This window comes from Actinocorallia lasiicapitis, from assembly GCF_054778695.1.
In genome coordinates this window covers 1-25,957 of sequence record NZ_BAAGZI010000043.1, presented here as the reverse complement: position 1 = coordinate 25,957, position 25,957 = coordinate 1, and the positions used below count along the sequence as shown (strand labels likewise).

29 protein-coding genes and 1 tRNA gene are annotated in these 25,957 nt (G+C 68.6%); 13 read left to right on the top strand and 17 right to left on the bottom strand.

Going from position 1 to position 25,957, the window contains the following annotated elements; all coding sequences use genetic code 11:
• From ACYVE7_RS08045 to pknB, 5 genes are all read left to right on the top strand, one after another.
• Positions 1 to 607 (top strand): hypothetical protein (locus ACYVE7_RS08045; RefSeq protein ID WP_460363929.1); only part of this gene is annotated, 607 nt, incomplete at its 5' end.
• 13 nt (positions 608 to 620) lie between these two features.
• Positions 621 to 2,186 (top strand): FtsW/RodA/SpoVE family cell cycle protein, encoded by a 1,566-nt coding sequence (locus ACYVE7_RS08040; RefSeq protein WP_460363928.1) that lies wholly within the window; start codon positions 621 to 623, stop codon positions 2,184 to 2,186.
• Positions 2,173 to 3,645: a peptidoglycan D,D-transpeptidase FtsI family protein gene (locus ACYVE7_RS08035; protein WP_460363927.1), complete on the top strand. Its 1,473-nt coding sequence runs from the start codon at positions 2,173 to 2,175 to the stop codon at positions 3,643 to 3,645. Before ACYVE7_RS08040 ends, ACYVE7_RS08035 begins: the two co-directional genes overlap by 14 nt.
• 10 nt (positions 3,646 to 3,655) lie before the next feature.
• Complete coding sequence (locus ACYVE7_RS08030; RefSeq protein ID WP_460363926.1) at positions 3,656 to 4,765, top strand: protein kinase domain-containing protein; 1,110 nt, start codon at positions 3,656 to 3,658, stop codon at positions 4,763 to 4,765.
• Positions 4,766 to 4,787: 22 nt separating this feature from the next.
• Positions 4,788 to 6,728 (top strand): Stk1 family PASTA domain-containing Ser/Thr kinase, encoded by a 1,941-nt coding sequence (gene pknB / locus ACYVE7_RS08025; RefSeq protein ID WP_460363925.1) that lies wholly within the window; start codon positions 4,788 to 4,790, stop codon positions 6,726 to 6,728.
• Between the two features lie 190 nt (positions 6,729 to 6,918).
• On the opposite strand, the gene ACYVE7_RS08020 is transcribed toward pknB, so the two are convergent.
• Genes ACYVE7_RS08020 through ACYVE7_RS08010 form a run of 3 tightly spaced genes read right to left on the bottom strand, consistent with a single transcriptional unit; the run spans position 6,919 to position 8,300 of the window.
• Positions 6,919 to 7,488, bottom strand: coding sequence for an anthranilate synthase component II (locus tag ACYVE7_RS08020; protein WP_460363924.1), 570 nt, complete (start codon positions 7,486 to 7,488; stop codon positions 6,919 to 6,921).
• On the bottom strand, positions 7,481 to 7,645 hold the full coding sequence (locus ACYVE7_RS08015) for a hypothetical protein (RefSeq protein WP_460363922.1): 165 nt from the start codon (positions 7,643 to 7,645) through the stop codon (positions 7,481 to 7,483). The genes ACYVE7_RS08020 and ACYVE7_RS08015 overlap by 8 nt, the downstream gene beginning before the upstream one ends.
• 1 nt (position 7,646) lies before the next feature.
• Positions 7,647 to 8,300 (bottom strand): class E sortase, encoded by a 654-nt coding sequence (locus tag ACYVE7_RS08010; RefSeq protein ID WP_460363921.1) that lies wholly within the window; start codon positions 8,298 to 8,300, stop codon positions 7,647 to 7,649.
• Positions 8,301 to 8,460: 160 nt separating this feature from the next.
• On the opposite strand from ACYVE7_RS08010, the gene ACYVE7_RS08005 reads away from it, so the two are divergent.
• Positions 8,461 to 8,718: a cell division protein CrgA gene (locus ACYVE7_RS08005; RefSeq protein ID WP_460363920.1), complete on the top strand. Its 258-nt coding sequence runs from the start codon at positions 8,461 to 8,463 to the stop codon at positions 8,716 to 8,718.
• Between the two features lie 71 nt (positions 8,719 to 8,789).
• On the opposite strand, the gene ACYVE7_RS08000 is transcribed toward ACYVE7_RS08005, so the two are convergent.
• Both ACYVE7_RS08000 and ACYVE7_RS07995 read right to left on the bottom strand, forming a co-directional pair.
• Positions 8,790 to 9,647 carry a rhomboid family intramembrane serine protease gene (locus ACYVE7_RS08000; protein ID WP_460363919.1) on the bottom strand — a complete coding sequence of 286 codons (858 nt, stop codon included), beginning with the start codon at positions 9,645 to 9,647 and terminating at the stop codon, positions 8,790 to 8,792.
• A gap of 13 nt (positions 9,648 to 9,660) precedes the next feature.
• Positions 9,661 to 10,188 (bottom strand): peptidylprolyl isomerase, encoded by a 528-nt coding sequence (locus tag ACYVE7_RS07995; protein WP_460363918.1) that lies wholly within the window; start codon positions 10,186 to 10,188, stop codon positions 9,661 to 9,663.
• A gap of 167 nt (positions 10,189 to 10,355) precedes the next feature.
• On the opposite strand from ACYVE7_RS07995, the gene ACYVE7_RS07990 reads away from it, so the two are divergent.
• Positions 10,356 to 10,901, top strand: coding sequence for a hypothetical protein (locus ACYVE7_RS07990; protein WP_460363917.1), 546 nt, complete (start codon positions 10,356 to 10,358; stop codon positions 10,899 to 10,901).
• Between the two features lie 89 nt (positions 10,902 to 10,990).
• A complete protein-coding gene (locus tag ACYVE7_RS07985) occupies positions 10,991 to 11,743 on the top strand; it encodes an acyltransferase (RefSeq protein ID WP_460363916.1) in 753 nt (250 codons plus the stop codon).
• A 21-nt stretch (positions 11,744 to 11,764) separates the two neighbouring features.
• Here ACYVE7_RS07985 and ACYVE7_RS07980 read toward each other — a convergent pair whose 3' ends face one another.
• The 4 genes from ACYVE7_RS07980 to ACYVE7_RS07965 all read right to left on the bottom strand — a co-directional run bounded on the left by ACYVE7_RS07980 (position 11,765) and on the right by ACYVE7_RS07965 (position 17,514).
• Positions 11,765 to 12,565 (bottom strand): polysaccharide deacetylase family protein, encoded by an 801-nt coding sequence (locus tag ACYVE7_RS07980; RefSeq protein ID WP_460363915.1) that lies wholly within the window; start codon positions 12,563 to 12,565, stop codon positions 11,765 to 11,767.
• A gap of 121 nt (positions 12,566 to 12,686) precedes the next feature.
• Positions 12,687 to 14,468 (bottom strand): DEAD/DEAH box helicase, encoded by a 1,782-nt coding sequence (locus tag ACYVE7_RS07975; protein ID WP_460363914.1) that lies wholly within the window; start codon positions 14,466 to 14,468, stop codon positions 12,687 to 12,689.
• Between the two features lie 362 nt (positions 14,469 to 14,830).
• A complete protein-coding gene (locus tag ACYVE7_RS07970; RefSeq protein ID WP_460363913.1) occupies positions 14,831 to 16,576 on the bottom strand; it encodes a choice-of-anchor M domain-containing protein in 1,746 nt (581 codons plus the stop codon).
• Between the two features lie 176 nt (positions 16,577 to 16,752).
• Positions 16,753 to 17,514: an SDR family oxidoreductase gene (locus tag ACYVE7_RS07965; protein WP_460363912.1), complete on the bottom strand. Its 762-nt coding sequence runs from the start codon at positions 17,512 to 17,514 to the stop codon at positions 16,753 to 16,755.
• A 136-nt stretch (positions 17,515 to 17,650) separates the two neighbouring features.
• Here ACYVE7_RS07965 and ACYVE7_RS07960 point away from each other — a divergent pair, with 136 nt between their 5' ends.
• Entirely contained in the window at positions 17,651 to 18,502 is an 852-nt protein-coding gene (locus ACYVE7_RS07960) for a helix-turn-helix transcriptional regulator (RefSeq protein ID WP_460363911.1), read from the top strand.
• Here the strand turns inward: ACYVE7_RS07960 and ACYVE7_RS07955 are convergent.
• From ACYVE7_RS07955 to ACYVE7_RS07945, 3 genes are all read right to left on the bottom strand, one after another.
• Complete coding sequence (locus ACYVE7_RS07955; RefSeq protein WP_460363910.1) at positions 18,470 to 18,817, bottom strand: hypothetical protein; 348 nt, start codon at positions 18,815 to 18,817, stop codon at positions 18,470 to 18,472. The two genes, ACYVE7_RS07960 and ACYVE7_RS07955, sit on opposite strands and share 33 nt — an antisense overlap.
• Positions 18,814 to 19,944 (bottom strand): hypothetical protein, encoded by a 1,131-nt coding sequence (locus ACYVE7_RS07950; protein WP_460363909.1) that lies wholly within the window; start codon positions 19,942 to 19,944, stop codon positions 18,814 to 18,816. The genes ACYVE7_RS07955 and ACYVE7_RS07950 overlap by 4 nt, the downstream gene beginning before the upstream one ends.
• Positions 19,945 to 20,073: 129 nt before the next feature.
• A complete protein-coding gene (locus ACYVE7_RS07945) occupies positions 20,074 to 20,313 on the bottom strand; it encodes a hypothetical protein (RefSeq protein ID WP_460363908.1) in 240 nt (79 codons plus the stop codon).
• A gap of 230 nt (positions 20,314 to 20,543) precedes the next feature.
• On the opposite strand from ACYVE7_RS07945, the gene ACYVE7_RS07940 reads away from it, so the two are divergent.
• Both ACYVE7_RS07940 and ACYVE7_RS07935 read left to right on the top strand, forming a co-directional pair.
• The gene (locus ACYVE7_RS07940) at positions 20,544 to 21,365 is read left to right on the top strand and encodes a helix-turn-helix domain-containing protein (RefSeq protein ID WP_460363907.1); all 822 of its coding nucleotides are present in this window, start codon (positions 20,544 to 20,546) and stop codon (positions 21,363 to 21,365) included.
• Between the two features lie 12 nt (positions 21,366 to 21,377).
• Entirely contained in the window at positions 21,378 to 21,572 is a 195-nt protein-coding gene (locus ACYVE7_RS07935; RefSeq protein ID WP_460363906.1) for a DUF397 domain-containing protein, read from the top strand.
• A 218-nt stretch (positions 21,573 to 21,790) separates the two neighbouring features.
• Here ACYVE7_RS07935 and ACYVE7_RS07930 read toward each other — a convergent pair.
• The 3 genes from ACYVE7_RS07930 to ACYVE7_RS07920 form a co-directional block, all read right to left on the bottom strand.
• Positions 21,791 to 21,863 (bottom strand) — tRNA-Ala (locus ACYVE7_RS07930).
• Between the two features lie 94 nt (positions 21,864 to 21,957).
• Positions 21,958 to 22,074 carry a DLW-39 family protein gene (locus ACYVE7_RS07925; protein WP_232835313.1) on the bottom strand — a complete coding sequence of 39 codons (117 nt, stop codon included), beginning with the start codon at positions 22,072 to 22,074 and terminating at the stop codon, positions 21,958 to 21,960.
• 173 nt (positions 22,075 to 22,247) lie between these two features.
• Complete coding sequence (locus tag ACYVE7_RS07920) at positions 22,248 to 22,769, bottom strand: TetR/AcrR family transcriptional regulator (protein WP_460363905.1); 522 nt, start codon at positions 22,767 to 22,769, stop codon at positions 22,248 to 22,250.
• Between the two features lie 139 nt (positions 22,770 to 22,908).
• Between ACYVE7_RS07920 and ACYVE7_RS07915 the strand changes: the two genes are divergently transcribed.
• Positions 22,909 to 23,643, top strand: a complete 735-nt coding sequence (locus ACYVE7_RS07915) for a GntR family transcriptional regulator (RefSeq protein WP_460363904.1) — start codon at positions 22,909 to 22,911, stop codon at positions 23,641 to 23,643.
• Positions 23,644 to 23,666: 23 nt separating this feature from the next.
• On the top strand, positions 23,667 to 24,479 hold the full coding sequence (locus tag ACYVE7_RS07910) for an oxygenase MpaB family protein (RefSeq protein ID WP_460363903.1): 813 nt from the start codon (positions 23,667 to 23,669) through the stop codon (positions 24,477 to 24,479).
• A gap of 127 nt (positions 24,480 to 24,606) precedes the next feature.
• Here ACYVE7_RS07910 and ACYVE7_RS07905 read toward each other — a convergent pair whose 3' ends face one another.
• The gene (locus ACYVE7_RS07905) at positions 24,607 to 25,197 is read right to left on the bottom strand and encodes a signal protein (RefSeq protein WP_460363902.1); all 591 of its coding nucleotides are present in this window, start codon (positions 25,195 to 25,197) and stop codon (positions 24,607 to 24,609) included.
• Between the two features lie 451 nt (positions 25,198 to 25,648).
• Positions 25,649 to 25,957: hypothetical protein (locus ACYVE7_RS07900; RefSeq protein ID WP_460363901.1), on the bottom strand; the 309-nt coding region annotated here is incomplete at its 5' end.

The following is a 25,957-nucleotide window of genomic DNA, read 5'->3' as shown; positions in this document are numbered from 1 at the left end:
GGCCGCGCCGCAGTCGCGCGGCGGCCGGGGCAAGGGGCCGCTGCTGCTCGGCGCGGTGGGCGTGGTGGGTCTGCTGGTGATCGGTGCGGGTTTCTTCGGCTACCGGAGCTTGAACAGCGGCTTCTACCTGGCCAAGGACGGCGATCAGGTCGCGCTCTTCGAGGGCAGCGCCAAGAGCCTTCCGGTGCTGGGCAGCCAGGCGTCCAAGACGAAGGACCAGCCGGGGATCGCCTTCGCCGACCTGCCCGCCAAGGAGCAGGAACGCGTCAAGAACAAGATCACCGCGAAGAGCCGCTCTGCGATCAACGCCGAGATCACCAAGCTCCGTGACGGCCAGTGCCAGTTCACCATCAAGGACGACGGCGGCAACGCCAAGATCGTCAAGGGTGCCGGGCAGGAAGGCTGCGCCGAGCTCGTGGTGGACAACGGCCCCGACGGCAAGCCGCTGCCGGGCGTCGAGGTCAAGTTCCTGCCCGAGGACAGGCTGAAGAAGTTCAGCGAGCGGTTCGCGACGCTCGAGATCGCCACCAAAGAGCTCGAGACCCTGAAGTCGGTCGCTGACAACTGCCGGAGCAAGCCCGGCGCCAACGGTTGCCCCAAACCATAGTGAGGAACTCGCATTGAACGCGGTAGCCACGTCGTCGGCCGCCACGCCGACGGCCGCTCCTCCACGCCGTGCCGCGGCGCTGGGAATGCTGATCTTCGCGATCGTGGTCGCCGTCGCCGCGTTCGCCCAGGTCGGCCTGGTCCGTGACGGCCATCTCCCGACCGACATGTTCACCTACGGTCTGGCCATCGCGGCGCTGTCCGGGGTCGCGTTCTACGTGATCCAGCGGTTCACCCCGTACGCCGATCCGGTGCTGCTGCCGTTCGCGATGCTGCTGAACGGCCTCGGCCTGGCGATGATCTACCGGATCGACCAGACGACGACCGCCGACTTCCTCGACACCAAGGAAGCCTTCGAGACCGCCAACCCCGGCAGGACGTTCCAGCCGTTCGGCGCCGGCGCCAACGTGTTCAGCCAGCTCCTCTGGACGGTCCTGGCGATCGGCCTGTTCATCGTGGTGCTGATCTTCCTCAAGGAAGTCAAGATCCTCCAGCGGTACCACTACACGCTGGGCGCGATCGGCCTGATCCTGCTGGTGGCGCCGCTGGCCTTCCCCGGCGTCAACGGTTCGAAGATCTGGATCCAGCTTCCCGGCCTGTCGATCCAGCCCGCCGAGTTCTGCAAGTTCGCGTTCATCACCTTCTTCGCCGCTTATCTCGTGAAAAAGCGGGCGGCGCTGTCGCTGGTGAGCCGGAAGGTCGGGCCGCTGGAACTGCCGCGGTCGCGCGACCTCTACCCGATCCTGCTGTTCTGGATCATCGCGCTGGGCATCGTCGCGGTAGAGAACGACTTCGGCACCGCCCTGCTGTTCTTCGGCCTGTTCGTCGCGATGGTCTATGTCGCGACCGGCAAGGCCACCTGGGTCGTGATCGGCCTGGTCATGTTCCTCGGCGGGGCGGCGCTGCTCTACGTCGGAGCCCACGTCATCGGCGGGCCGCTCGAACACGTCAACCAGCGCATCGAGATCTGGCTCGACCCCAATCCGTACTTCGGTGGCGGCTGCAAGCTCCCCGACGGCACGATCAAGCCCATGGACGACATCGGCTTCGCCCAGCGGGAGTGCTTCAAGCTCGGCGGCGACTTCTCCACCAGCGACCAGCTGCTCAAGGGCATCTTCGCGCTCGGCGCGGGCGGTGTGCTCGGCACCGGCCTCGGCCAGGGCCAGCCGTACCTGAACGACCTCGCCTTCTCCGACGAGATCTTCACCTCGTTCGGTGAGGAGATCGGGCTGACCGGCCTGATGGCTCTGCTGCTCGTCTACGCTCTGCTCGTCGAGCGCGGCATGAAGGTCGCGATCTCCACGAAGGACGAGTTCAGCAAGCTGTTCGCCGGCGGAGTCTCCTTCGTCTTCGCGCTGCAGGTGTTCGCGATCGTCGGCGGTGTCACCAAGCTGATCCCGTTCACCGGGCTCACCACCCCGTTCCTCACCCAGGGTGGTTCGTCGCTGCTCGCCAACTGGATCCTCATCGCGATCCTGATCCGGCTGAGCCACGAGGCCCGCAAGCCGGCGCCGGTGTCCTACCAGGACGAGGGAATGACGCAGATCGTGAATTTGGGGGATCCGAATGGCCAGCGGTAACTCGATGGACAAGCAGCTCCGCCGGGTCGCGGTCTTCGGTCTCGGGCTCATCGGAGTGCTGGCGATCAACGTCAACTACATCCAGGGCACTCAGGCCGACAAGATCAAGGTGGACGACAACAACACCCGCCAGTACTCGGGGATCTTCCTGCGGGACCGCGGCGACATCATCTCCGCGGACGGTGTCGTGCTGGCCTCCTCCGACCCGGTCAGCGACGCCACCAAGCCCAAGTACCAGCGCAAGTACCTGAAGGACGGCGAGGTCTTCGTCCCGGTCACCGGGTTCTACGCGGGCACCTTCCAGCGCAGCGGGCTGGAGCTGGCCTACAGCTCGTTCCTCGACGGCCTCGACAAGTCGCAGACCGTCAACAAGTGGATCGACCAGCTCGCGGGCAAGAAGCCGACCGGCGCGAACGTGATGACCACGATCGACGCCAAGGCGCAGCGCGTGGCCTACCAGCAGATCAAGAGCACGAACCCGCGCCGGGCGTCGGCGATCGTCATCGAGGTCAAGACCGGGGCGATCAAGGTGGCGGCGAGCTACCCGTCGTTCGACCCGAACACGGTCACGAACATCGCGAAGGCGTCCGACGACCAGAAGGTCCTGACCCAGCTCGATGCCGACAAGAAGGGGCATCCGCTGCTGAACAAGGGCTTCGCCGAGGTCTTCCCGCCGGGTTCGGCGTTCAAGGCGCTGGTGGCGTCGTCGTTCATCAACAACGGCGGCAACGAGAACTCGCAGGTCCCGTCGCCGCCGACCGAGAACATCCCCGGTTCGACCTTCACGGTCAAGAACGACTGCGCCAACAACGACACCGTGCTGATCGAGGCGTTCGCGCAGTCCTGCAACCTGCCCTTCGCCAAGATGGGCTCCGACGACGGCCTGCTCGGCAACTCCAAGGTCGCCGCTACCGCCCGCGCCTTCGGCTTCTACGAGAAGATCCAGGTCGAGGACGGCATCACCGCCCCCGCCAGCGTCTACCCCACGGAGAACCCCGCCGAGGCGTTCCTCGGCTCCTTCGGGCAGGGCAACACCCGGGTCACCCCGCTGCAGCTGGCGATGATGGCGTCCGCGATCGCCAACGACGGCTCGATGATGAAGCCCTACCTGGTGGACAGCGTGAAGACCAGGGACGACGACAAGATCTACAGCGTCGACCGCAAAAGCCTGGGCAAGCCGATCACGGGCGACACCGCGAAGCAGATGCAGGACCTGATGCGCGCCGTCGTCCAGCGCGGCACCGCCGCCTCGGCGATCGGCGGCTCGAACCTCGCGGGCAAGACGGGCACCGCCGAGCTCGGCTCGGGGCTGGACCGTGGTCTGTGGTTCGTCGGTTTCGCCCCCGCGAACGACCCGAAGTACGCCTTCGCCATCCAGATCGAGGGCACCAAGGGCCAGTTCGGCGCCAGCACCTCCGCACCCCCGGCCGTCGCGATCATCAACGCTCTGGCGAAGTGACACCCGCGCTGTGACGAACCCGCTCGGTCACCGGTACCGCCTGCTCAGGAAGCTGGCGGCCGGTGGCATGGGCGAGGTCTGGTTCTCCCGCGACCTGGCGCTGAACCGGGATGTGGCGATCAAGGTGCTGCGTCCGGAGTTCCTGGGCGACGCGCAGGCCAGAGCCCGGTTCCGGGAGGAGGCCCGGATCTCGGCGATGCTGCTGCACCCGGGCATCGCCCAGGTCTACGACTACTCCGACGACGGTGATCTCGCCTATCTGGTGATGGAGCTGGTCGAGGGCGAGCCCCTCGCCGACATCCTGCGCCGCAACGGCACCCTCACCCCCGAGGCCACCCTGCATCTGCTCGGCCAGGCCGCCCAGGCGCTCGACCACGCGCACCGCGCCGGGATCGTGCACCGCGATGTCAAACCGGGCAATCTGCTGATCACCGCGGACGGCGCCCTGAAGGTGACCGATTTCGGCATCGCCAGGACGGCGGGCTCCCACCGGCTCACCGCCACCGGAACGATCATGGGGACGGTCCAGTACGTCTCGCCCGAGCAGGCCGACGGCAAGCCCGCGGCGGCGGCCAGCGACCTGTACTCGCTGGGCATCGTGGCCTACGAGTGCCTGACCGGCGCGGTCCCGTTCGACGCCGAGACCCCGGTCGCGGTGGCCGTCAAACATCTGCGGGACGAGCCGCATCCGCTGCCCGAAACAGTCCCCGACGGGGTCCGTGCCCTGGTCGAGCAGCTTCTGACCAAGGATCCCAGGGAACGTCCGGGATCGGCGCTGGCCGTCGCCGAGCGGTGCGGGATGCTCCGCCAATCCATGATCGAACTGCGTGAGGCGCGGGACGAACTCCCCGAAACGCCCAGGGCTCCCGCCGATCCGGAGGCCCGTTCCCCGGTGCTGCTGGCGTGCCTGGTCGCGGCCGTCCTGGTGCTCGGAGCGGTGCTGGGCGGGGCGCTCGTGCACGAACCGACGGACGCTACCCTCAGCGGTAACAACGAAGAGCCCGCACAGGTGAGTCCACGCCCCACCCCACCCGTAACAATTCCTGCAACCCCGTCGCGACCCGCCCCTGATCCCGCTAGCACTGCATCACGGGCGCTAGGTTCGGATAACAAGGTTTGACTCAGATGAGGGATAGAGCGAAATGACACAGCCTCGGCTGCTGGGCGGCCGGTACGAGCTCGGCGGGGTCATCGGCCGCGGTGGCATGGCCGAGGTGTACCGGGCGCGTGACCTGCGTCTGGACCGGACTGTCGCGATCAAGACCCTCCGCGCGGACCTGGCACGTGACGCGACGTTCCTGGCCCGGTTCCGGCGCGAGGCGCAGTCCGCCGCGTCGCTGAACCACCCGTCCGTCATCGCCGTGTACGACACCGGCGAAGACGAGATGGACGGCCAGCCCATCCCCTACATCGTCATGGAGTACGTCGAGGGGCACACGCTCCGCGAGCTGATCCGGCCCGAAGGCGGCCAGGAGCGGCGGCTCCGCCCCGAACGGGCGCTGGAGATCGTCGACGGGATCCTGCGGGCGCTCGACTACTCCCACCGCGGCGGGATCATCCACCGCGACATCAAGCCGGCGAACGTCATGCTGACCCGGTCGCATGAGGTCAAGGTCATGGACTTCGGCATCGCCCGCGCGATGTCGGACTCGGCCGCCACCATGACGGCCACCGCCCAGGTGATCGGCACCGCCCAGTACCTCTCCCCCGAGCAGGCGCGCGGCGAGCGCGTCGACGCCCGCAGCGACCTGTACTCCACGGGCTGCGTGCTCTACGAACTGCTGACCGGGCGGCCCCCGTTCCAGGGGGACTCGCCCGTCGCGATCGCCTACCAGCACGTCCGCGAGGAGCCGATCCCGCCGTCCCAGCTCGACCCGGAGATCCCCCAGTGGGCCGACCGGATCGTGCTGAAGGCCATGGCGAAGGACCCGGCCCACCGCTACCAGTCGGCGTCGGAGTTCCGCGCCGACATCCAGCGGGCCATGCAGGGCGTCCAGGTGGCTTCGCAGTCGACGTCCACGATGGTCGCGCCGCCGATCGCCGGAACCCAGGTGATGGGGCAGGTCCCGAACGGGCCGACCCGGGTGCAGCAGCCCGTCGGGCCCGCCACCTACGCGTCGCAGGGCGACTACGACCTGCCGCCCGTCCGGTACGAGGACAACCAGTACGGCGGCCCGCCGTCCAACGGCCCGCGGGGCGGGGCGACCTCCTACGACGACGCGCCCGGCAAGAAGGCCCAGAAGGCCGGTCTGTGGGTGCTCGCCGGGGTCGTGGTCGTGGCGCTGTTCGCGACCCTCGCCTACGTGCTGACCAGCGGTGACGGCGACGGGGAGAAGGGCACCAGCAAGGTCACGATCGCCAAGGTCGCGGGCGAGGACGGCACGTCCGCCCACAACAAGCTCCAGGCGCTCGGGCTGAACGTCACCGACAAGCCGAAGGCCAGCGACAGCGTCCCGGTGGACCAGGCGATCTCGACCAACCCGCCGGAGGGCACCGAGGTCGAGAAGGATTCCGACGTCGTCCTGTACATCTCCACGGGGCCGGCGAAGAAGAAGGTCACGATCCCCTCTGGTCTCGTCGGCCAGCCCTGGACCAAGGTCAAGGTCAAGCTGGAGCAGCTGAAGCTGTCCCCGGTCATGGTCGAGGTCGACCACCCGACGCTCGCGCCCGGCAGCGTCGTCTCGACCGAACCCGGCGCCGGCGCGACCGCGGTCGAGGGCGACGAGGTCAAGGTCAAGGTCGTCAAGGAGGCGGAGATGCTGACCATCCCGCAGCAGCTCCTGGGCCTCGACCAGGCGACGGCCACCCAGATCCTCAAGGAAGCCGGGATCACCAAGTTCAAGTTCGTCGAGCAGTTCCCCGAGGGCGACGTCCCGTACACCACCGGCCAGGTCTTCGCGGCCAACCCGGCCATCGGCGGGAAGATCGCCAAGAACCGGACTCTGCTGGTCTACATCGTGAAGGCTCCGGTCGTCCCGGATCCGACGACGCCGACCGACCCGGCCACCACCCCTCCGCCGGGTGACGGCGACGGGACCGGTGACGGCGGCGACGATGGCGGCGGGGGCATCACGGTCCCCTGACCGCTCCGCTCGACTCTGTGAAACGCCCTGGGCCTCGGCCCGGGGCGTTCTCCGTTTCCCGGGCCGGCTGTCTGAGCCCGGACATGCGAAGAGGGCTTCCGCCACTCGGGGGCGATGGCGGAAGCCCTCAATCATGTCTTCGGTTCGGGCGGGGGGTTCGTTACACGATCCTGGAATTTGGTTGAAGAAATTACAACCCGGCCAGCCAGGTGCGGAGCAGCCGGTGCCCGTGCTCGCTGAGGATCGACTCCGGATGGAACTGGACGCCCTCCAGCGGGGCGCTCCGGTGCCGCAGGCCCATCACCACTCCGTCGCCGGTCAGGGCCGTCACGGCCAGCTCGTCGGGGAGTGTCGCCGGTTCGACGGCCAGCGAGTGGTACCTCGTCGCCTGGAACGGCGACGGCAGCCCGTCGAAGACTCCTTCACCCGAGTGGAAGATCTCGCTGGTGTAGCCGTGCACCACTTCGGGCGCGTGGCCGACCTTCGCCCCGAAGCGGTGGGCGATCGCCTGGTGGCCGAGGCAGACCCCCAGCAGCGGCCTGCCCTGTTCGGCGGCCTCGTCGATCAGGTCGAGGCAGACGCCCGTGTCGGCCGGATGGCCGGGCCCCGGGCTGATGAGGACGCCGTCGGCCGCCTTGGCGTGGGCGACGGCGGCGTCGGCACGGTCCAGGACCGTGACGTCCGCGCCGAGCTCCTTCAGGTACTGCACGAGGTTGTGGACGAAGCTGTCGTGGTTGTCGACGACCAGCACGCTAGGCATCGTTGAGCGTTCCGTGGTCGAACTGGATCCGCGGCTCCAGCCACGGGAACGCGAAGTACCAGAGCGCCAGCATCAGCACACCGATGACCACCACGGCGACGGCGGCCTTGGCCGCGGGGGAGCCGCCCGGCAGATGGCGCCAGATCCACGGGTACATGTCAGACCGCCTTCTTGGTCGGGCTGGTCACGCGGGGCACCTCGCTGGTGAGCTCACCGAAGACGATGTAGCGCTGCGCGGCCGAGTACTTGGGGTGGCAGGTCGTCAGGGTGATCATCTTCTTGGTCGGCTTGGCGTTCGGGTGGAACGGCACCGGCTCGATCACATCGAGCTCCGACGGCTGGACGATCTTGTGTCCGGTGACCTTGTAGACGTACTGCTTCTCCCGGGTGTCGATCAGGATCTCGTCGCCGGGCCGCAGCTCCGCCGCCTTGTTGAACGGGGCGTCGTAGGTGGTGCGGTGCCCCGAGATCACGAAGTTGCCGATCTGGCCCGGCATCGCGGTCTTCGGGTAGTGGCCAGGGCCCTTGCGCAGATCCGCGATGTTGACGCCCTCGATCACGACGAACTTGTAGTCCTTGCCGAACCGCGGGATCCGGATCAGCGCGATCCCGTCACCCAGCTTGATCTGCTCGTTGGTGACCTTGGGGCCCGACGGCTTCGACCACTCCTCGTCGAGCTGCTTGGCCAGGGAGTTCTGCTGGGCGTTGGTGTACTGGCCCGTTCCCCAGAGCTCGTAGGCGACGAAGAAGAGCAGCAGCAGACCGAAGGTGATGCAGATCTCTCCGGTGCCCCTGATGAGGCCACGGATCATGACGGCTCCCGTTGGACTTTGGCGCGCGGACGAGTGGGACGGTGGTCGGACAGGTGGGACCATTATTCACGTCCACTGATCGGCTACCATCGGGCTGGCTGTGGTCATGGCTCAATCACGACTACACTTTGCCGGACTGCACGTTTGAGGAGAATCCACCGTGGCCAAGTCCAAGACCCGCAAGAAAGCCGTTTACACCCCGCCTGTGAAGGCGGAGAAGGTGGCGGTGACACCGCGCTGGCTGGTGCCGGTGATGCTTTTCGCGTGGCTGTTCGGGCTGGGCTGGATCGCGACCTACTACGTGTCGGCGTCCACCGGCGCCGACATCCCGTTGATGACGGATCTCAACAACTGGAACCTGGGCATCGGGTTCGTCGCGATCATCTTCGGTGTGGTGCTGTCCACCAAGTGGCGTTAGCGCGAGTTTTCCACAGCCTGGGGATAAGAGATCCACTTATCCCCAGGCTGTGTGACGTTATCCACAGGGTGTCAGTACCCCAGAGACGTCAGATGCGCCGTCTGCGCGAGCGTCAACGCCGCCAAGACGACCGCGACCCCCACCGACGCACCCGCCTGAACCACCGTCCTGCGATCACGCGGCGCGTACACAAAGGCGAACCCCAGCACCGCGCCGGTCACGAACCCGCCGAGATGGCCCTGCCAGCTCAGATTCCCGCCGCTCGCCCCGCTGAACACATTGATCATCACATTGATCGCCAGCATGAAGATCAGCGGCTGGAGGCTGAGCCGCTGCCGCAGCGCCACCGCGAAATACGCCCCGAACACCCCGAGAATCGCACCCGAAGCGCCGACCGCCGCCGAATCCGTCAGATAGACCAGGACGGAACCGCCCAGACCGCTCAGCACATAGAGCACCAGAAAGCGGTACCGGCCCAGCAGCAGCTCCAGCGGACCGCCGATCCAGTACAGCGACAGCATGTTCACCGCCAGATGCGGCAGCCCCGCGTGGATGAACATCGACGTGCCCATCCGCCACCACTCGCCGGCCGCCACCGCGTCCGGGTACAGGCCGTACTCCATCGACTGGCGGTCGGGGAAGACGTCGCTCAACTGCCACAGATAGATCACGACATTGATCGCGATCAGCGCGTACGTCACATACGGTCTGGTCGCGATCGCCCCGCCGTAAGGGCCCTGCGCCGAGCGGACGGTGCGGTTGCCCGCACGGACGCACTCGGGGCACTGGAAACCCACCGCCGCCTCGACCATGCAGTCGGGGCAGATGTGCCGGTCGCAGCGGGCGCATCGCAGATGGGTCTCCCGGCCGGGATGCCGGTAACAAGTGGGCACCCCGGACTGGGCGGGAGCCTCAGGAACGTCGGTCACGTCCTACCAACGACTAACGGCGGTCGATCGTCACGGTCTCGATGACGATGTCCTCGACCGGACGGTCGCCGGGACCCGTCTTGGTGTTGCCGATGGCGTCGACGACGTCCTGGCCCTCGATGACCTCACCGAAGAGCGTGTGGCCGCCGTTCAGCCACGGGGTCTCGGTGGTGGTGATGAAGAACTGCGAGCCGTTGGTGCCGCGGCCGCCGCGCTTGCCCGCGTTGGCCATGGCCAGCAGGTACTTGCGGTCGAACTTGTTCTGCGCGTGGATCTCGTCGTCGAAGTCGTAGCCGGGGCCGCCGATGCCCTTACCGAGCGGGTCCCCGCCCTGGATCATGAAGTTGTCGATGACCCGGTGGAAGACCGTGCCGTTGTACAGCGGGGTCTGCGAGACCACGCCGGTGCCCGGGTGCTTCCACTCCTTGGTGCCCTCGGCCAGGCCCACGAAGTTGGCGACCGTGTTGGGGGCAAGGTCGGGGAAAAGCCGGACCACGATCTTGCCCGCGGTCGTGTTCAGGGTGGCGATCGTCTCCGCCATGTTTCTTCCTCCTCGTTGGTGACTCAAGGTTCATCCTGCCAGGTCCGGGGAAGGGACCGGTTCAGGGACCGCCATGACCGGGGGAGGAAAGCGTGCCCGTTCGTATCTTTGTTCGCAGAACGCCTGAGCCGGAGGTCGGCAGGCTTCGGGGGCTGAGCACCAGTGCCATGTCCCATGCCCGCCACGGAGCCTCGCTCGCGGCCAGCGGCACAGGGCGGGCCAAGCATCTGGCCGCCGAAGGCAGTGTCGCCGCCCGCAGGATCGCCGTAGACCGCACCAAGGCCGCACGAGGCTGGACCGCTCCGCAGATGGAGCGTGCCGCCTGCATGTTCGACGACCAGATCGCACCGCGGATCAGCGGCGTCATCCACAACACGGCCTCGTGGATGGAACCGCCCCGTCGGCGCAGCAACAAGATCCGCAACATCGCGTTCGGCGTGATGGCCTCGTTCGCGGTGATCGGGGTGGCCGCGATGGCCGCTCAGTACCGCCGCAACCAGCTCGCCGACCTGCTCGAACCGGCCGAAGGGCTGGAATTCGAGACGCGTTACCGCGAGGAGACGGAGATGGGGTCGGACGGCCGGCTGTCCAGCACCTACACCGCCACCTCCGGCTACACCGACAACGGCACCGGCGTCGGCCGGGGCAGCGGCACCGGCAGCAGCCGGGGCGTCGGCGGCACCAGCGGTCCGGATCACGGCCTCGGCCACTGAGACGGCCGCCGGATCTTCCCGGCGTACCGCCTAGGGCTACTCGTCTACCGACGGGTAGCCCATTCGGGGTTAACCGGTACCTTTGGCCCATGCTGAAGGACGCTGCCCGTCGGCTGGCCGGATCCGCCGTGCACTGGGGCCACGAACTCGTCAAGCGGCTGGGTGAGATCAGCCCCGCCTCGCCCGGTGGGAAACACTTCCACCACCTGGGCGAAGGGGTCTGCATCGCCTTCCCGCAGGGCGCGATCTTCGGCGATCCGTGGATCTCGATCGGCGCCCACACCCTGGTCGGCACCCATGTCTCGATCTCGGCGGGCTTCATGCCGGGGCTCGAACTGGGCCCCGACGTGATCGTCGACATCGGCGAGAGCTGCTCGATCGGGCGCGGCACCCATATCGTCGGACACCAGTCCATCAAGATCGGCAACGACGTCTTCACGGGCCCCTACGTCTACATCACGGACCAGAACCACACCTACGCCGACCTCGACGCCCCCATCGGCCGCCAGTGGCCCGAGAACTCCCCCGTCGAGATCGGTGACGGCTGCTGGCTCGGCACCCAAGCCATCATCCTGCCGGGCACGAAACTGGGAAAGAACGTGGCGGTCGCGGGCGGGGCAGTGGTCCGTGGCGAGTTCCCCGACAACTGCGTGATCGCGGGAGTCCCCGCCAAGATCGTCCGTCGCCATGACGCGTCGGCCGGCTGGCTTCCGCCCATGAAGACCCGTCCCCCGCTCATCTCCGCCGAAGAACTGGCCCTCCTGGCCGTGGACGGCATGAACGGCCTCCAGATCATCCAGGACCGCATGATCGCCCAGAACCTCGAGGAACAGGCCGGCTGATCCGGGGCCGGGATCCGGGGCTCAGTGGGATTCGGTGGCGTCGAAGTACTCGCGGCCAGGGGTGGTGGTGCCGCCCAGGAGTTCGGTGACGGTCACCGGGGTGAGGCCGCGGGACTTGCAGGTGTCGAGGATGCGTTGGACGGCGTCCACGGTCGTCGGGTAGATGTCGTGCATCAGGATGATGGCGCCGCGGCGGAGGCCGTGCCGGGCGCGGGACGCGATGCCCGAAGCGGACTGGTATTTCCAGTCGAGCGTGTCGGTGTCCCAGAGGATCTGGGCGAGGCCCTGCGACTTGGTCTCCGCTTTGACGCGTTTGTCGGTCGCGCCGTACGGGGGCCGGAAAAGGGTGGGATCGATGCCCAGATAGTCCTTGAGGGTCTGGCGGGTCTTGTCGATCTCGTCGTGGATCTTCTTCTTGGAGAGGCTCTTCCGGTTGAGCTGGAGATGGTGCTCGGTGTGGACGCCGAGCTCATGCCCCTCGACGAAGGCCCGTTCGACGTCCTTGCGGAAATGCCTGGCCTGCGGGCCGACCACGAAGAACGTCGCGTGGGCCTTGTTCCGTTTGAGGATGTCGAGCAGCCGCATCGTGTCGAAGCCGGGGCCGTCGTCGAAGGTCAGGGCGACGCACTTGACCTTCGCGCAGTCGACCGGCTCCCGTTCGGGACGCTGCGGAGTGGTCGGTGTCGGGGTGGGCGTGGGACTCGGCGTGACCGGGATCGCCAGCAGGGGCAGCCGCTCGGGCGGGACGTCGGCCACCGAACTCGTCGCCAGGAACGCGAGCGCCCCCAGCGCCACCGCCCCGTAGGCCGTCCCCCGTCGCACGCAGCCGTCCCCCGCATCACCGTTGATCGTGCGACAAGCCTAGACCCGCGAATGCGACAAAGTGTGAAGACAGTAAGAAAGCCGGACACCTCGGGTGTCCGGCTTTCTTCGTTAACGCAGGTCAGGCGTTGGTGGCCCGACGCTGACGGTAGGGACGGTCGCCGCCGCCGTTGTGGCGGGGCGCGCCACCGGTGGCGTTGCCGCTCCGGTACGGACGCTCGCCGCCACGGTTGTCGTACGAACGGTTCTCGTGGCCGCCGCCACGGTTGTCCGACGAGCCACCGCGGTTGTCGTAAGACCCGCGGTTGTCGTAGGAACCGCCACCGCGGTTGTCCGACGAACCGCCACGGTTGTCGTAAGACCCGCGGTTGTCGTAGGAGCCGCCGCCACGGTTGTCGGACGAGCCGCCGCGGTTGTTGTTGTAGCCACCGCCGCCACCACGGTTGTCGTAGCCGCGGCTCTCCTGCGGACGGTCGCTGCGGTTGCCGCCGCCCTGGTACGGAGGACGGCCGCCTTCACGACGCTCGCCGTACGGACGTCCCTCGCCCGAGCCCGAACCGGACTCGTCACGACGGTACGGACGGCGGGGGCCGCCGCGGCCGTTGAACCGGCCGCCGCCACCGCCGCCTCCGCGACGGGCCGGGCGCTGCTCGCGCTCGGGGATGATCGGCTCGAGGATCGGCTCGCCGGACGGCCTGCGCGCGCCCGTCAGCTCCACCAGCGAAGCGTCCATCGAGGTGACCTTGACGCGGTCGGCGTGGATGCCGGCGCGGCGCATCATCGCGGTCGTCGCACGGACCTGGTGGGACAGGACCATCGTGATGACGGTGCCCTTCTCACCGGCGCGCGCGGTACGACCGGCACGGTGCATGTAGTCCTTGTGGTCGGCCGGCGGGTCGACGTGCAGGACCAGGGAGATGTCGTCGACGTGGATGCCGCGGGCGGCGACGTCGGTGGCGACGAGCACCCCGATCCGGCCCTCACGGAACTCCGCGAGGGTACGGGTGCGGAGGTTCTGCGACTTGCCGCCGTGCAGGCCCGCGGCGCGGACACCGGCCTGGGCGAGCTGCGTGGCGATCCGGTCGACGCCGTGCTTGGTCCGGGCGAAGATGATCGTCCGGCCCTCGCGGTTGGCGATCTCCGCGGTGATCGTGTTCTTCTCCTTCGGCGGCACCAGGATCAGGTGGTGCTCCATGGTGTCGACGGACTCGTCGATCTCGCCGATGGAGTGGTGGACCGGGTCGGACATGTACTTGTTCACCAGCACGTCGACCTCGCGGTCGAGGGTGGCGGAGAACAGCATCCGCTGGCCGCCGGGGCGGACCTGGTCGAGGATGTCGGTGACGTCGGGCAGGAAGCCCATGTCGGCCATGTGGTCGGCCTCGTCGAGGACGAGGATCTGCACGTCGGACAGGTCGGCGGCGCCCTGACGCATCAGGTCCTTGAGCCGGCCGGGGGTCGCGACGAGGATCTCGACGCCGCGGCGCAGCGCGTCGATCTGCTTCGGCATCGACGTCTGGCCGATGACGGTCTTCATCCGCAGGCCGACGGCGCGGCCGAGCGGCTCGAGGTTGGTCTGGACCTGCTGGGCTAGCTCACGCGTCGGCACCAGAATGAGGCCGAGCGGCTTCTTCGGACGGGCCTGACGGTGGGCGAGCAGGGTCAGCATGGGCAGACCGAAACCCAGGGTCTTGCCGGAGCCGGTCTTACCGCGGCCGAGGATGTCGCGGCCGCCGAGGGCGTCCGGGATCGAGGCGGCCTGGATCGGGAACGGGTGGGTGATGCCGCCGCGTGCGAGGCTTTCCACGATGGCGGCGGGGAGCCCGAGGTCAGCGAAGGACGGGAGGTCGTTCTCGACGGCCTCGACCGTCTCGATGATCTCTTCCTGGGCAGCATCGGACACGACAGATTGAACGTCTGACACGCAAAACCTTCCGAGAGGGGGGCACGTCTCGGGAGGCCCTGATCGTGAGTGCCATGACGACGGCACCTGAGGGTCGCTGCAAGGACGAGCCCGGCGGCCCATGTTTTGGGCGCGCCGTAATTGGGTGAACGCTGGTTCCAACGTTGCGGATCTAAGGTCTTATTTCCACAACAGCTACTCAGCATACCCGTAGCAGATCGAACACCCGACCGGGTTTCCGCCAGACCCCCTTGGTGACCTGGGCTCCTGCCGTTGCGACGTCCCGCGCGAACACCTGGTGTGACAAGGATCTCCCTCGCTTCCCGCGCCGGTGGATCACCTTCTCCACCTGCGGATTCGGCTCAGAACAGGCCCAGCTTGCGGCGCGTGAAGAACAGGAACACCGCGCCCGCCGAGAACAGCATCGTCCCGATCGACGCGAACAGCATCAGCGGGCCGCTTCCCGTGAACGCCAGGTTCCCCGAACCCGGATCGCAGACGGGCGTGTTCCCCGCGTTCCCCACCATGAAGATCAACGAATCGGTGTCGGAGACGGTCACGCCGCCCGTGAGCGTCGCCTTCTGCACGAACGTGACCCGGTAGACGCCTTCCTGAGTGAACGCCCATGTCCCGTGCGCGTGAGCCCCGGCCGCCAGCTTCGCCGCCGTGCTCTTCCCGCTCAACACCACCGTCGAAGCGCCCGTGCCCGTGCCGGTTCCCGTGCCTGCGGTGTAGAGGACGAACTTGCCGGGGCCGGTCACGCGGTCGACCGTCCAGGTGACTTCGCCGGCGGTGCTCTCGTTGGCCCACCCCAGGTAGGGGGCGCCGGTCGTCTGCGTGCCCGGCAGCGCCCAGACCGTCGAGCCGACCGTCCCGAGGAACGTCTGCCCGGCCGCCACGGTCGCCGTGGGCGTCACCCGCACCGCCACCGACCCCGGCTCCTTGTAAACGCCGCTCGCGTCCTTGACCTTCGACTCCAGCTTCCCCCCGGAAACCGTCGCCACATAGTCGAGATGCCCGTCCACCACCGTCGTACAGGGGCTGACCGTGCTCGAAGGACCGGCCGTAGCGGTCGCGGTGGCCGTCGCCGTCGTCGTGGGCGTCGGACTCCCCGTCCCCGCCGGCTTCACGAGGTAGCTCAGCACCGGGGAGGTGGACGCGGCGAAGTCGTCGGTGTACTTGGGCGCGTACCTGGCCGTCAGGGAGTGGGTGGCCGCGGTCAGCGCGGTGGTCTCGAAAGTGGCCGCGCCGTTGACGAGCGGGGCGGAGCCGAGCAGGGTCTCGCCGTCGTAGAACGCGGCGTGGCCCTCGGCGGTGGGCGGGGTGACGGTCGCGACCAGGGTGACCTTGTCGCCGACGGACGGGTCGGTCACCGGGGTCGCGGTCAGCGCGCTCGTGGTCGGGCCGCCGACCACGAAGGCGACCTTGACCGGTGCGGACTTGAGTTCGGCCGTCGCGCCCTTCTCGGTGACGGACACCTCGAAGGTCGCCTCGTAGACGCCGTCCTTGGTGAAGGCCCAGTTCAGGTCCTGGTGGCCGGTGGCCCCCGCAGTGGCGGCGAAGGGTTCCACGTAGGAGCCGAACTTGGTGCGGTCGACCGCGGGGTCGGAACTCAGCAGGCGCTGGAGCTTGCTGTCAGGCCCGACCTTGAAGATCTCCAGCCTGCCCGGTCCCGTGACCGACGCCAGCTTGACCGTGACGCCCTTGGCCTGCTCGAACGCCGTCGGGACCAGCTTCGCGAACGACCAGCCGAGCTGCACGTCTCCCGTGGTCAGCGCGGCGGGAGTACCCCAGATCTTGGTGTCCTTCGGGCCGAGGAAATCCCAGCCGGCCGCGGCCTCGGCCTGCGTGATGACGTGTTCCGTCTTCACGCGGAACACGAGCTCAGCGGGGTCCTTCTCGGTGGCCGCCGCGCCCGTGCCCAGCAGCGACTTGATCGCCAGCTTCTTGTCGGCGCCGTAGGTCGCTGACAGCACGTCGACATGGCCGTCCACCACCGTCGCCTTGCCCGGCCGGGGAACCGGCGCGGGCGGCGGGTCGGCGGCGAGCGCGGGTGCGCTCCAGAAGGCCAGGACGCCCAGGACGAGCGCGGCCAGCATTCGCTTCATGAGTAGATCCCCCGGTTTCGCCAGAGATCACATCATGCCGTGACAGGTGATGTCACAACAGCCCCAGTTCTGGTCACAATGACTTCCCGGCGTCAACTCCTTGGCCGAACCGATTCTTGGGAGCCCCGGCCTGTTTCTCCAGCCTGTGGATAAAACGCGGCCCGTGGCGCTCGACGTCAGGGCTGGCGGGTCGGGTAGACGGTGATCTGGGACAGGTTGACGTGCTTCGGCTGCTCGGCCGTGAAGGTGATCACTCCGGCGATGTCGTCGGCCGTCAGCCAGGGGAAAGCCTCACGCAGTTGCCCGACATAGGCGTTGATTCCGTCGTCGGTGACATGTCCCTGCAGTTCGGTCTCCGCCAGCGCCGGTTCGACCGCCGTCACCCGGACGCCCTGCGGCCCGAGCTCCGCGCGGAGCGTCCGCGACAGATGGCTGACGGCCGCCTTCGTCGCGTTGTAGACGGCGAAACCGGGGAAGACGACCTGCGCGACGATCGACGAGGTGGTGATCAGATCGGCCGGCCTGTCCTGCCCGGCCGCGTCGAGAAGGTCGGGCAGGAACGCGTCGATGACGTTCAGCACGCCGCCGATGTTGACGTCCACCTCGCGCCGCCAGTCGGCGGTCTTCCGCTCCTGGATCGGCGCGGGCAGCATCACTCCGGCGTTGTTGACGACCAGGTCGACGGGCCCGAACGTCGCCCGGATCCGCTCGGCCGCCGCCCCGACGGACGCGGCGTCAGTGGTGTCGGCGGTGACGGCCAGCGCCTCACCGCCGGCCTCCTTGATCTCCCGGACGACGTCGTCGAGCCGGTCGGTGCCGGGCGCGGGCAGCGCGACCTTCGCGCCGCTCCCGGCGAGCCGCCTGGCGGTGGCGGCGCCGATCCCGCTGGAGGCCCCGGTCACCACGGCCACGCGGCCGGCGAGCGTCTGAGCAGTCATGTCGTTCTCCCTCAAGGCGTTCTGGCGGTACCGCTCATGCTGCTGCGGCCGCCCGCACCTACCCAGGGCCGAACCCAACCGTGGGACCCCCGAACCTGGTTCCCCCAGAACCACTTTCACGCCGTACCATGATTCCATGGATAACAGGTCGGAATTGGGGGAGTTCCTACGCTCACGCCGCGCCAGGCTGAAACCCGAGGACGTCGCCTTGCCCCGCTACGGCGAACGCCGCCGCGTCCCCGGCCTGCGCCGCGAGGAGCTGGCGCAGTTGGCGGGCCTGAGCGTCGACTACTACATCCGCTTCGAACAGGGCAGATCCGACAACATCTCCACCACGATCATCGACGCGGTAGCCACAGCCCTCCGCCTGGACCCGGCCGAACGTTCCCACCTGCACAACCTGTCCCGAGCCCTCCGCCCCCCCACCCGCGAAGAACCACCACAATCAGTACGCCCAGGCCTCCTCCGCCTCCTAAATTCGATCAAGGACACCCCAGCCGTGGTCATCGGCCGCCGCACCGACCTCCTGGCCTGGAACCCCCTTTTCACCCAACTCTTCTTCGACCTGTCCACAGTCCCCAAGGCCCACCGCAACAAGGCCTACTTGTTCTTCACGGACGAGTCGGTCCGTTCCCGCTACGTCAACTGGCAGGACAAGGCCAGCGACCTGGTCGCCTACCTCCGCCTGGACTTGGGCCGCCACCCCGGCGACCCCACTTTCCCCAAGCTGATAGCCGCCCTGTCGAACACCTCCCCCGATTTCCAAGCCCTCTGGTCAGCCCACGAAGTGCGTGACAAAACCCACGGCACCTACCGTTTCCACCATCCGGTGGCCGGTGAATTCCCGCTGACCTACGAAACCCTCCGCCTCCCCGACGACCCGGACCAGGCCCTGGTCACCTACGCCGCCGCCCCCGGCACCCCCGCCGAATCAGCCCTGAAACGCATAGCGACCTCACCCCCACCGGCTCCGCTCACCCCTCTCTGATCCCACCTCGATCCGGCGGCCCGCCGCCGCCAGGGCACGGCGGACGCTACTGCGGCGAGCCCGTGAGCGAGTGCGTCCCGTCCGGAGGACAGGCGGCGTCGCCGCGGCGAGGAGCCCGTTGAGCTGGCCGGGCGTGGCCGCGACGAAGATGCCGGCGACGCCACCTACGACCGCGACGAACGCCGACGCCTGCTCGTCCACCCAGATGTGCAGGGCGCCCGGATGAGCGCGGACCAGCAGGTCGAGGGCCTGACGACCGGTGACGGGCCGCCCGCCCGGCCCGTCCCAAGTGGCGTCCAGCATCGTGACGGTCATGCCGCACCCCGCGCCCCGACGTCGCCGCGGCGGGCCCAGCCCGGCCGGGCCTCCGACCGGCGGCGACCCATGCGGCGTGGTGCGCGCGAGCGGGACGACGCGGGCGGCGGCAGCAGACGCACGACCGCGCGCCCTTCCTCCCTGCCGCCCGACCGCACCGCGACCGGCTTCCCCGCCGGAACCGGCCGATCTTCAACCGGGGGAGCCACGACCGGCACGGCCTGCTCAGCACGTCCCTCCCCGACGGCCACGGCGGCCTTCTTCTCAGCACGCGCCGCAGCCGCGACCTGGCGGGCCTGCTCGGCCTCGACAAGCTCGACGTTCATCTGGGCGATCTCGGCACGGAGCCGGGTGGTGTCATAGGCGACGCCCTCAGCGGTCAGACCGGGCCGGTCAAGGTCCAGGACCATCCGGACGACCGCACGCCGTTCGGCGAGGGCCCGCTGTATCGCGGTCCCCGACAGCCGCACGTCCGGCAGGTCGTACGCCTCGGCCGTCGCACGCTGCGCGTCAATCAACACGACCGCCAGATCGAACGCCCCCGATGCGCCACGCGCGACCACGTCAGACTGCCCGCCACAAGCCTGCCCAGCAGCATCCGGCAAGCCCTCGGTGGGCACGGCCGCCGAGTCGAGCACACCGGATGTGACAGGCGCGGCCATGGCGGACTGCCCGCCACGTGCCCGTCCAGCAGCGGGCACGGTGGCGGCCGACGGATGCTCAGTGGACGCGGCCGCCGAGTCGAGCAGGCTGGGGAGGACGGGCGCGGCCTTGGTGGGCCGGCCGTTGTGGGGCTGCTCGGCGGTGGGGGAGGTGGTGGGTGGAGGTTCGGTGGCCAGGGCGATCGCCTCGTCGGCGCTGATCTGAAGGTCTTCGGCCAGGTCGGAGGTCAGTTCGCGGAGGGGGTCGCCAACCGGGAGGGTCGTCAGGGCGGCGATGCGGACTGCGGCCCGCGCCTGTTCCCGGGTCAGGGTGCGGCCGGGCAGCCAGGTCGCGATCCAGTGGCCGTCGACCAGCGTGGCGTTGTGGGGAGTGGCGTCGTGCCAGATCAGCCGGTCGTCGGCGATCCGCACCTCGGCCAGGTTTCCGGCGACCCGACGATCGGCGGGGGAACTATCCTGTGTCACAGCGGACCTCCATAGTCCGTCAGGCCCCGGGTCCCAGCGTTCGTGGCGCTGGCCGGGGCCGCTTCTGTTGGGGGCCGCGGCGACGGCGCTCGGGGGTTGTCCACGCCGCCGCCGCGGGGTCATGCGGGGCTACCAGCCCTGGGTGATCGGCAGCCGGATCTCGTTGCGGGCGTCGACCTCCACCTGGTGGCGCAGGGCGGCCAGCAAGCGCGGACCGTCGTCCTCGATCAGCGTGCAGCCGAGCCGGCTCCCAGCGGTCACCCGCGTCGCCTTCCAGAACTGCTTCTCACCGGACCGGCGGATATGCCAATCCGGCCACTCCTCACGCAGCCGCTCGACCGTCACGGTTTCCGGCTCTGGCCTGTGCATAACACCTCTTCCTGGTGGGCGCGACGGCATGGGGTGTTCGGGCGAACCTGCCATGCCGTCGCGCGTCCGGTAGTACCGTCGGCTAGGCGGTACGTTCCGATCGTGAATGTAGGACCTACATTTGTCTAGGAGATCCAACAAAGATCTTGACGCGATCCGGCCACGGGATTCCCGCCATTTGACACACCAGGGAGACTCGCCGCATGGCCAACCCGTCCTACATCCCGTCAGTGCGCGCACGGAGACTCGCCAGGATGCTCCGCGACCAGCGCGAGGCCATTGGGATGCACCAGTCCGCCGTCGCCGCGCATTTCGGCTGGTCAACAGCGAAAGTCGGGCACATCGAGTCGGCCCGGAACAAGGTCAGCGCCCGCGACGTCGCGCTCCTCCTGGAGGTGTACGGCGTCACCAGCCCCGAGCGCGAGCAGGTCCTCGCGCTCGCCCGCGAGGCTGATCAGCGGAACTGGTGGACCGATTTCCGGGGCGTGCTCACCGGACCGTACGTCGCGCTCGAAGATGCCGCGTCCTCGATCTGCGAGTGGGCTCCCCTCGTTATCCCCGGCCTCCTCCAGACCGTCGACTATGCGCGCGCGGCTATGACGGCCGGGGCGCTCGGCACCCAGATCCCGGACCTCGAGCAGCGGCTGCGCGCCCGCATGGCTCGGCAAACGGTGCTCACGCGCGCCCAGGATCCGCCGCGCCTTCACGTCGTCATCGACGGCGCGGCCCTCACCCGGACGGTCGCCGGCCCCGAGGTGATGCGCGGGCAGCTCCGCCACCTCCTCAACGAGGCGGCCCGGCCGAACATCACCATCCAGGTGATCCCCGTGGACGGTGAGACCCATCCGGGGCTGGACGGCCAGTTCATCGTCATGCGGTTTCCCGACGATCTCCACCCCGACGTCGGCTATGTCGAGGGGTTCATGGGCGGAACTTATCTGGAGAGTCCACAGGCCGTGGGCCGCTGTACGGTGGCGTTTGAGCTGCTGGCCAAGGCAGCCCTACCACCCGACGATTCGGTCGTCCTCCTTGAGGAGACCGTCAGCAAGTAGAGGTCCAGGCCAATGACCCACGATCTGTCCGCTGCGGCATTCCGCAAATCGACTCACTCGGCCCCGAACGGCGACGCGTGCGTTGAGGTCGCCCGCAACCTTCCCGGCATCGTCGCCGTCCGCGACTCCAAGCACGCCGATCTTGACGTGCTCGTCTTCGCCCCGGCCGCGTTTCGCGCGATGACCACCGGCATCAAGAACGACTAGCAAAACAAAGGCCCCCGGCGTCCGAGACGGATGCCGGGGGCCTCTGCGCGTCCCGGTCCAGGCCAGTGGAAGGGATACGCGGTGGTTCGCCCAGACGATCGTACCTGCCCGGTGCCCGGAAGGGGCAGTGCCGAGGGTCCCCTGTGCCGCAGGATCCTCGCGCGATCGGGCTCCGGAGACGGGTGAGCCCGCCCGAGGAAGGTCGGGCGGGCTGAATGTGGAGCTGTGGGGAATCGAACCCCAGACCTCTTGTATGCAAAACAAGTGCTCTACCAATTGAGCTACAGCCCCGTGGTGGGACCAGCGTACCGAAGGTGGGGGGCTGGTCGCGCACGTGTTTCCGGCGTCGGGCCCGAGGGGCCGACGCCGGGGTTTGGATCTGTGGTTATTCGGCCGAGGTCGCCTCGGTCCACAGGTCGAGCTCGGCGCGGTCCTGCTGGAGGCGCTTCCAGATGGCAAAGCCGCCGAGACCGAGGATGGCGAGCACGAGAAGCTTCTTCACGGTGAGGACCCCTTCACCTCTGACAAGTGGACGGTTACGACTCTAGCAATGGCGTGGATCGGAACCGTACCCCTGCGGGCCCTTTGTGGTCTGTCCTGATGAGGCGACGTTCCGTTGTCGGGGTTTCTCTTGGTGTGCTGGGGGCCTCTGGTGATGTTTGTCCGGCTTTGGTCTTAGGGGTGGGGGGTGTTCAGGAGGAGGGTGGTGACGGCGGTGAGGCGGTCGGCGGCTTCGGGGTAGGTGGTGTAGCCCATGCCGGCTTGGAGGAGGGCGCCGGAGTAGGCCATTTCCAGGGCCGTCAGGATGAGGGGGTCGTGGTGGCCCAGGGCGCGGCGGAGGTGGGCGCGGATGGTGGTGCCCACACGGAGGCGGAGTTCCTGGACGTCGGGGTCGGAGGCGAGCAGGGCGGTCGTGCAGGCGGAGGCCAGTTCTGGTTCGTCCGCGACGAGCAGGGCGATCGCGCGCATCGCTTCGGGGACGTCGCCCGTGGTGATGCGGAGCTGGTCGAGGCGGCGCCAGAACACCTCGGCGAGCAGGTGGTTCTTGGACGCGAAGTAGGTGTAGGCGGTGGCCGGGGCCACGCCCGCGCGGCGTGCGACGTTCCGGACGGTCAGCCCGTCGTAGCCGGTTTCGCCGACCTCGGCGACGGCGGCCTCGGTGAGGCGGCGCACCGTGTCGGCCTGGCGTTCGGTCAACCGCCGGCGCGTCGATTCCGGTGCAGACACATGTCCGGACATCGGTCCAGGATACCGGGGTGGCCACGGACCCCCTGACCGCCCTGGTATGCCCTTAATGTTGGTGTTCGTGTGGTCCACACAACAGGAGGTGGCGACGGTGGCCCAGCCGCTGCCGATCATCGAACGCGGGTCGCTCCGCGACTTCGCCTACGAGACGTTGAAGCAGCGGATCATCGCCGCCGACCTCATCCCCGGTCAGCGTCTGTTCGAGCGCGATATCGCCCGTGAGCTGGGCGTCTCCCGGATTCCGCTGCGCGAGGCGCTGCGCCGGCTGGAGACCGACGGGCTGGTGCTGGTCGTGCCCGGCAAGGGCGCGCTCGTCTCGCCGTTCACTCCCGCGGACGTCCGCGATCTGTTCGATCTCCGCGAATCCCTCGAATCGCTGGCCGCCAGGCTCGCGACGGAGCGCGCGAGCAAGGAGGGCCTGTGGCTGCTCCGGCGCAGACTGCGGGAGATCGAGCGGGCGACGGCGCGCGCCGATCTGGCCCGGATCGCGCAGGCGAACGTCTCCTTCCACGCCGAGATCGTCCGGCTGGCCGGCAACCCGCTGCTCACTTCGCTGATGCGGCCGGTCGAGCTGCGGATGCAGCGCCTGTTCCATCTGACGGCCGAGCGCGACATCGTCGAGCAGTGCGCCGAGCACGGTGAGCTCTACGAGCGGATCGCGGCGGGCGACGCCGCCAAGGCCGAGCACTGCGCGTTCCACCATGTGGCCGACTGGCGGGAGCCGTCGCTGACGATGGCCGCGGGCTGGGCGGTTCCCGACATCGATCCGGACCGGGTGGCCCGTTCGCGACGGCGCAAGCGCAAACAGGACCTTGAAAGTAAGTAGGTACTTATGCGACCGTGACGCTCATGAGCAACGCGGTCCCCAGCGTCGTCCGGGAGTCGATGAGCGGTCTCGTCCTCGCGGGCGCCGCCGCCAACATCATCATGCAGCTTTCGCGCCTTCCCGTCGGGCACGGTGTGGCCAACAGCAAGGTCGACAGCGGACGCGTCGACAAGCACCCGCTCAAGCGCCTCCGCACGACCCTGTCGTACATCGCGATCGCGATGCTCGGTGACGACGACGAGCGCACCGCGTTCCGCAAGGAGGTCGACAGGCAGCACCGCCAGGTCCGGTCGGACGCCCCGGTCAAGTACAACGCCTTCGACCGGGAGCTCCAGCTCTGGGTGGCCGCCTGCCTCTACTTCGGCCTCGAGATGGTCTACGAGATGTTCCACGGGAAACCCGACGCGCGCACCCAGGACGTCCTCTACCAGCACAGCGCCCGCTTCGGCACGACCCTCCAGATGTCCCGCGACCAGTGGCCCGCCGACCGCGCCGCCTTCACGGCCTACTGGGAGAAGAGCCTCGAGGAGCTGGAGACGGACGAGACGACCCGCACCTACCTCCTGGACCTGGCCCGGCTGGCCTTCCTCCCCAGCCCCTTGCGCCGGACCCTGGGCCCCTTCCATCTGTTCCTGACGACGGGCTTCCTCCCCCAGCGCTTCCGCGACGAGTTCGACCTCCCCTGGGACGCCCTCAGCCAGCGGCGCTTCGACCGCTTCATCCGCCTCTCCGCGACGGTGAACCGCACCCTCCCCCGCCCGCTCCGCGAATTCCCCTTCAACCTCTACCTGTCGGACACCCGCCGCCGCATCCGCACCGGCCGCCCCATCACCTGACGCCCGGAAAATGTCAGACCCCTGAGGCAGCATCGCTCTCAGACCCATCCCCCTCGGGTCCACAGCGCGGCGACGGCGTCTCGGGGGCGCGCCGTCGCCGCGTCCGACCCCGGTGGGGTGCGGTGGGTCAGTTCGTGGTGAGCGTGTAGGTGACGGAGGTGGAGTACGAGCCGGAGCCGGCGGTGAGCTTCAGGATGTGCGAGCCGGACGGCAGCGCGGGGAGCTGGGCGTAGAGGCCGCAGCCGTAGACCTGGTAGGTGCCGGGGTCCCAGGAGACCGGGTTGTCCTTGACGGGTGTCACGGTGAACGGGGTCGGGGTGATCGTCACGGGGGTGATGGGGGAGCCGTCGAGGGTGGCGGTGCCCTTGGCGGCCCGCATGAAGTCGGTGCAGTCCTGTTCGGACTCCGAGAAAAGGTTCAGCAGCGGCGCGAACAGGGGACGTCCGGCGGGGACGGCGCAGGTCCGCTCCACTTTGCCGTCCAGGGCTCCGGCGAGGAACCAGATGTCGCCGGGCTGGCCGACGGCACAGTGGGCGCCGGTCTTGTCGGTGAGGGGGCTGGTCCTGGCCGGGGAGGCCAGCGCCCAGTTCCACCATCGGCCCTGGAGTTCGCCCGGTGTGGCCGTGGAGCGCTGCTCGGGTGCCGCCGTTTTCGGGGCCTCCCCCGAACAGGCCGCGAGCAAGGGGAACAGCAGTACGAGCGCGACAGTCCTGACCATTCAGGCACCCTAACGTCAGCTCCGGTCACCCTGTGCACAACGCCCGCCGCGAGCATGGTTCCCACCGCACAGCGCCGTCCCAGCCTGTGGAGAACTTCTGGTACACGGCAAGGCCGCGGTGTGGATCACAGGGGGGACCGGCCGAAGGACAGGTGCTGGGGACAGCACACCGGCAGCCTGTGGACAACCAGAACCCGCCCTTTCCACCGCCACCTGTGGATAACTCGGTGGACAACCCTTTCTCCCGCTCTGAGCTGCGGCGATACCGGGAAACACACGTGCGGAAGCCCACAAGCCCCGCCCTGTGGACGATGCGTCGCCCCAGGAGTCCACAGGGCGGGCCGGACCGGAGCGATAGCAGACGCGAGGGGTCCGGCGTGCCGTGAACGACCAACAAGTTATCCACAAGAGCCCTGTGGATAACTTGCGGCATGGTGTGGACCGCGGTGGGTCAGTCCCAGAAGCGGGCGGACTCGCGAGGACGGGCGTGCCGTCCCGAACGCGGAGCCAGCAGCCGGGCGGTGGCGGTGACGAGACGCCGCCGATGCACCCAGGTACCGGTGTGGAACAGCGCCATGAACCCGATGAAACCGACCGCCGCGAGCTCGAGCTGCGCGACGGACAGCGCCGAATCGACGGGCTGGATCCCGGCCGACAGCACGGCGGTCTCCACCGGGGCGGGCGCGAGCGAAGGCGCGGCCGCCGGCGGCGCGCTACCCGGCGGCACGGCCACCGAAGGGCTGTGGACGGCGGGCGTCCC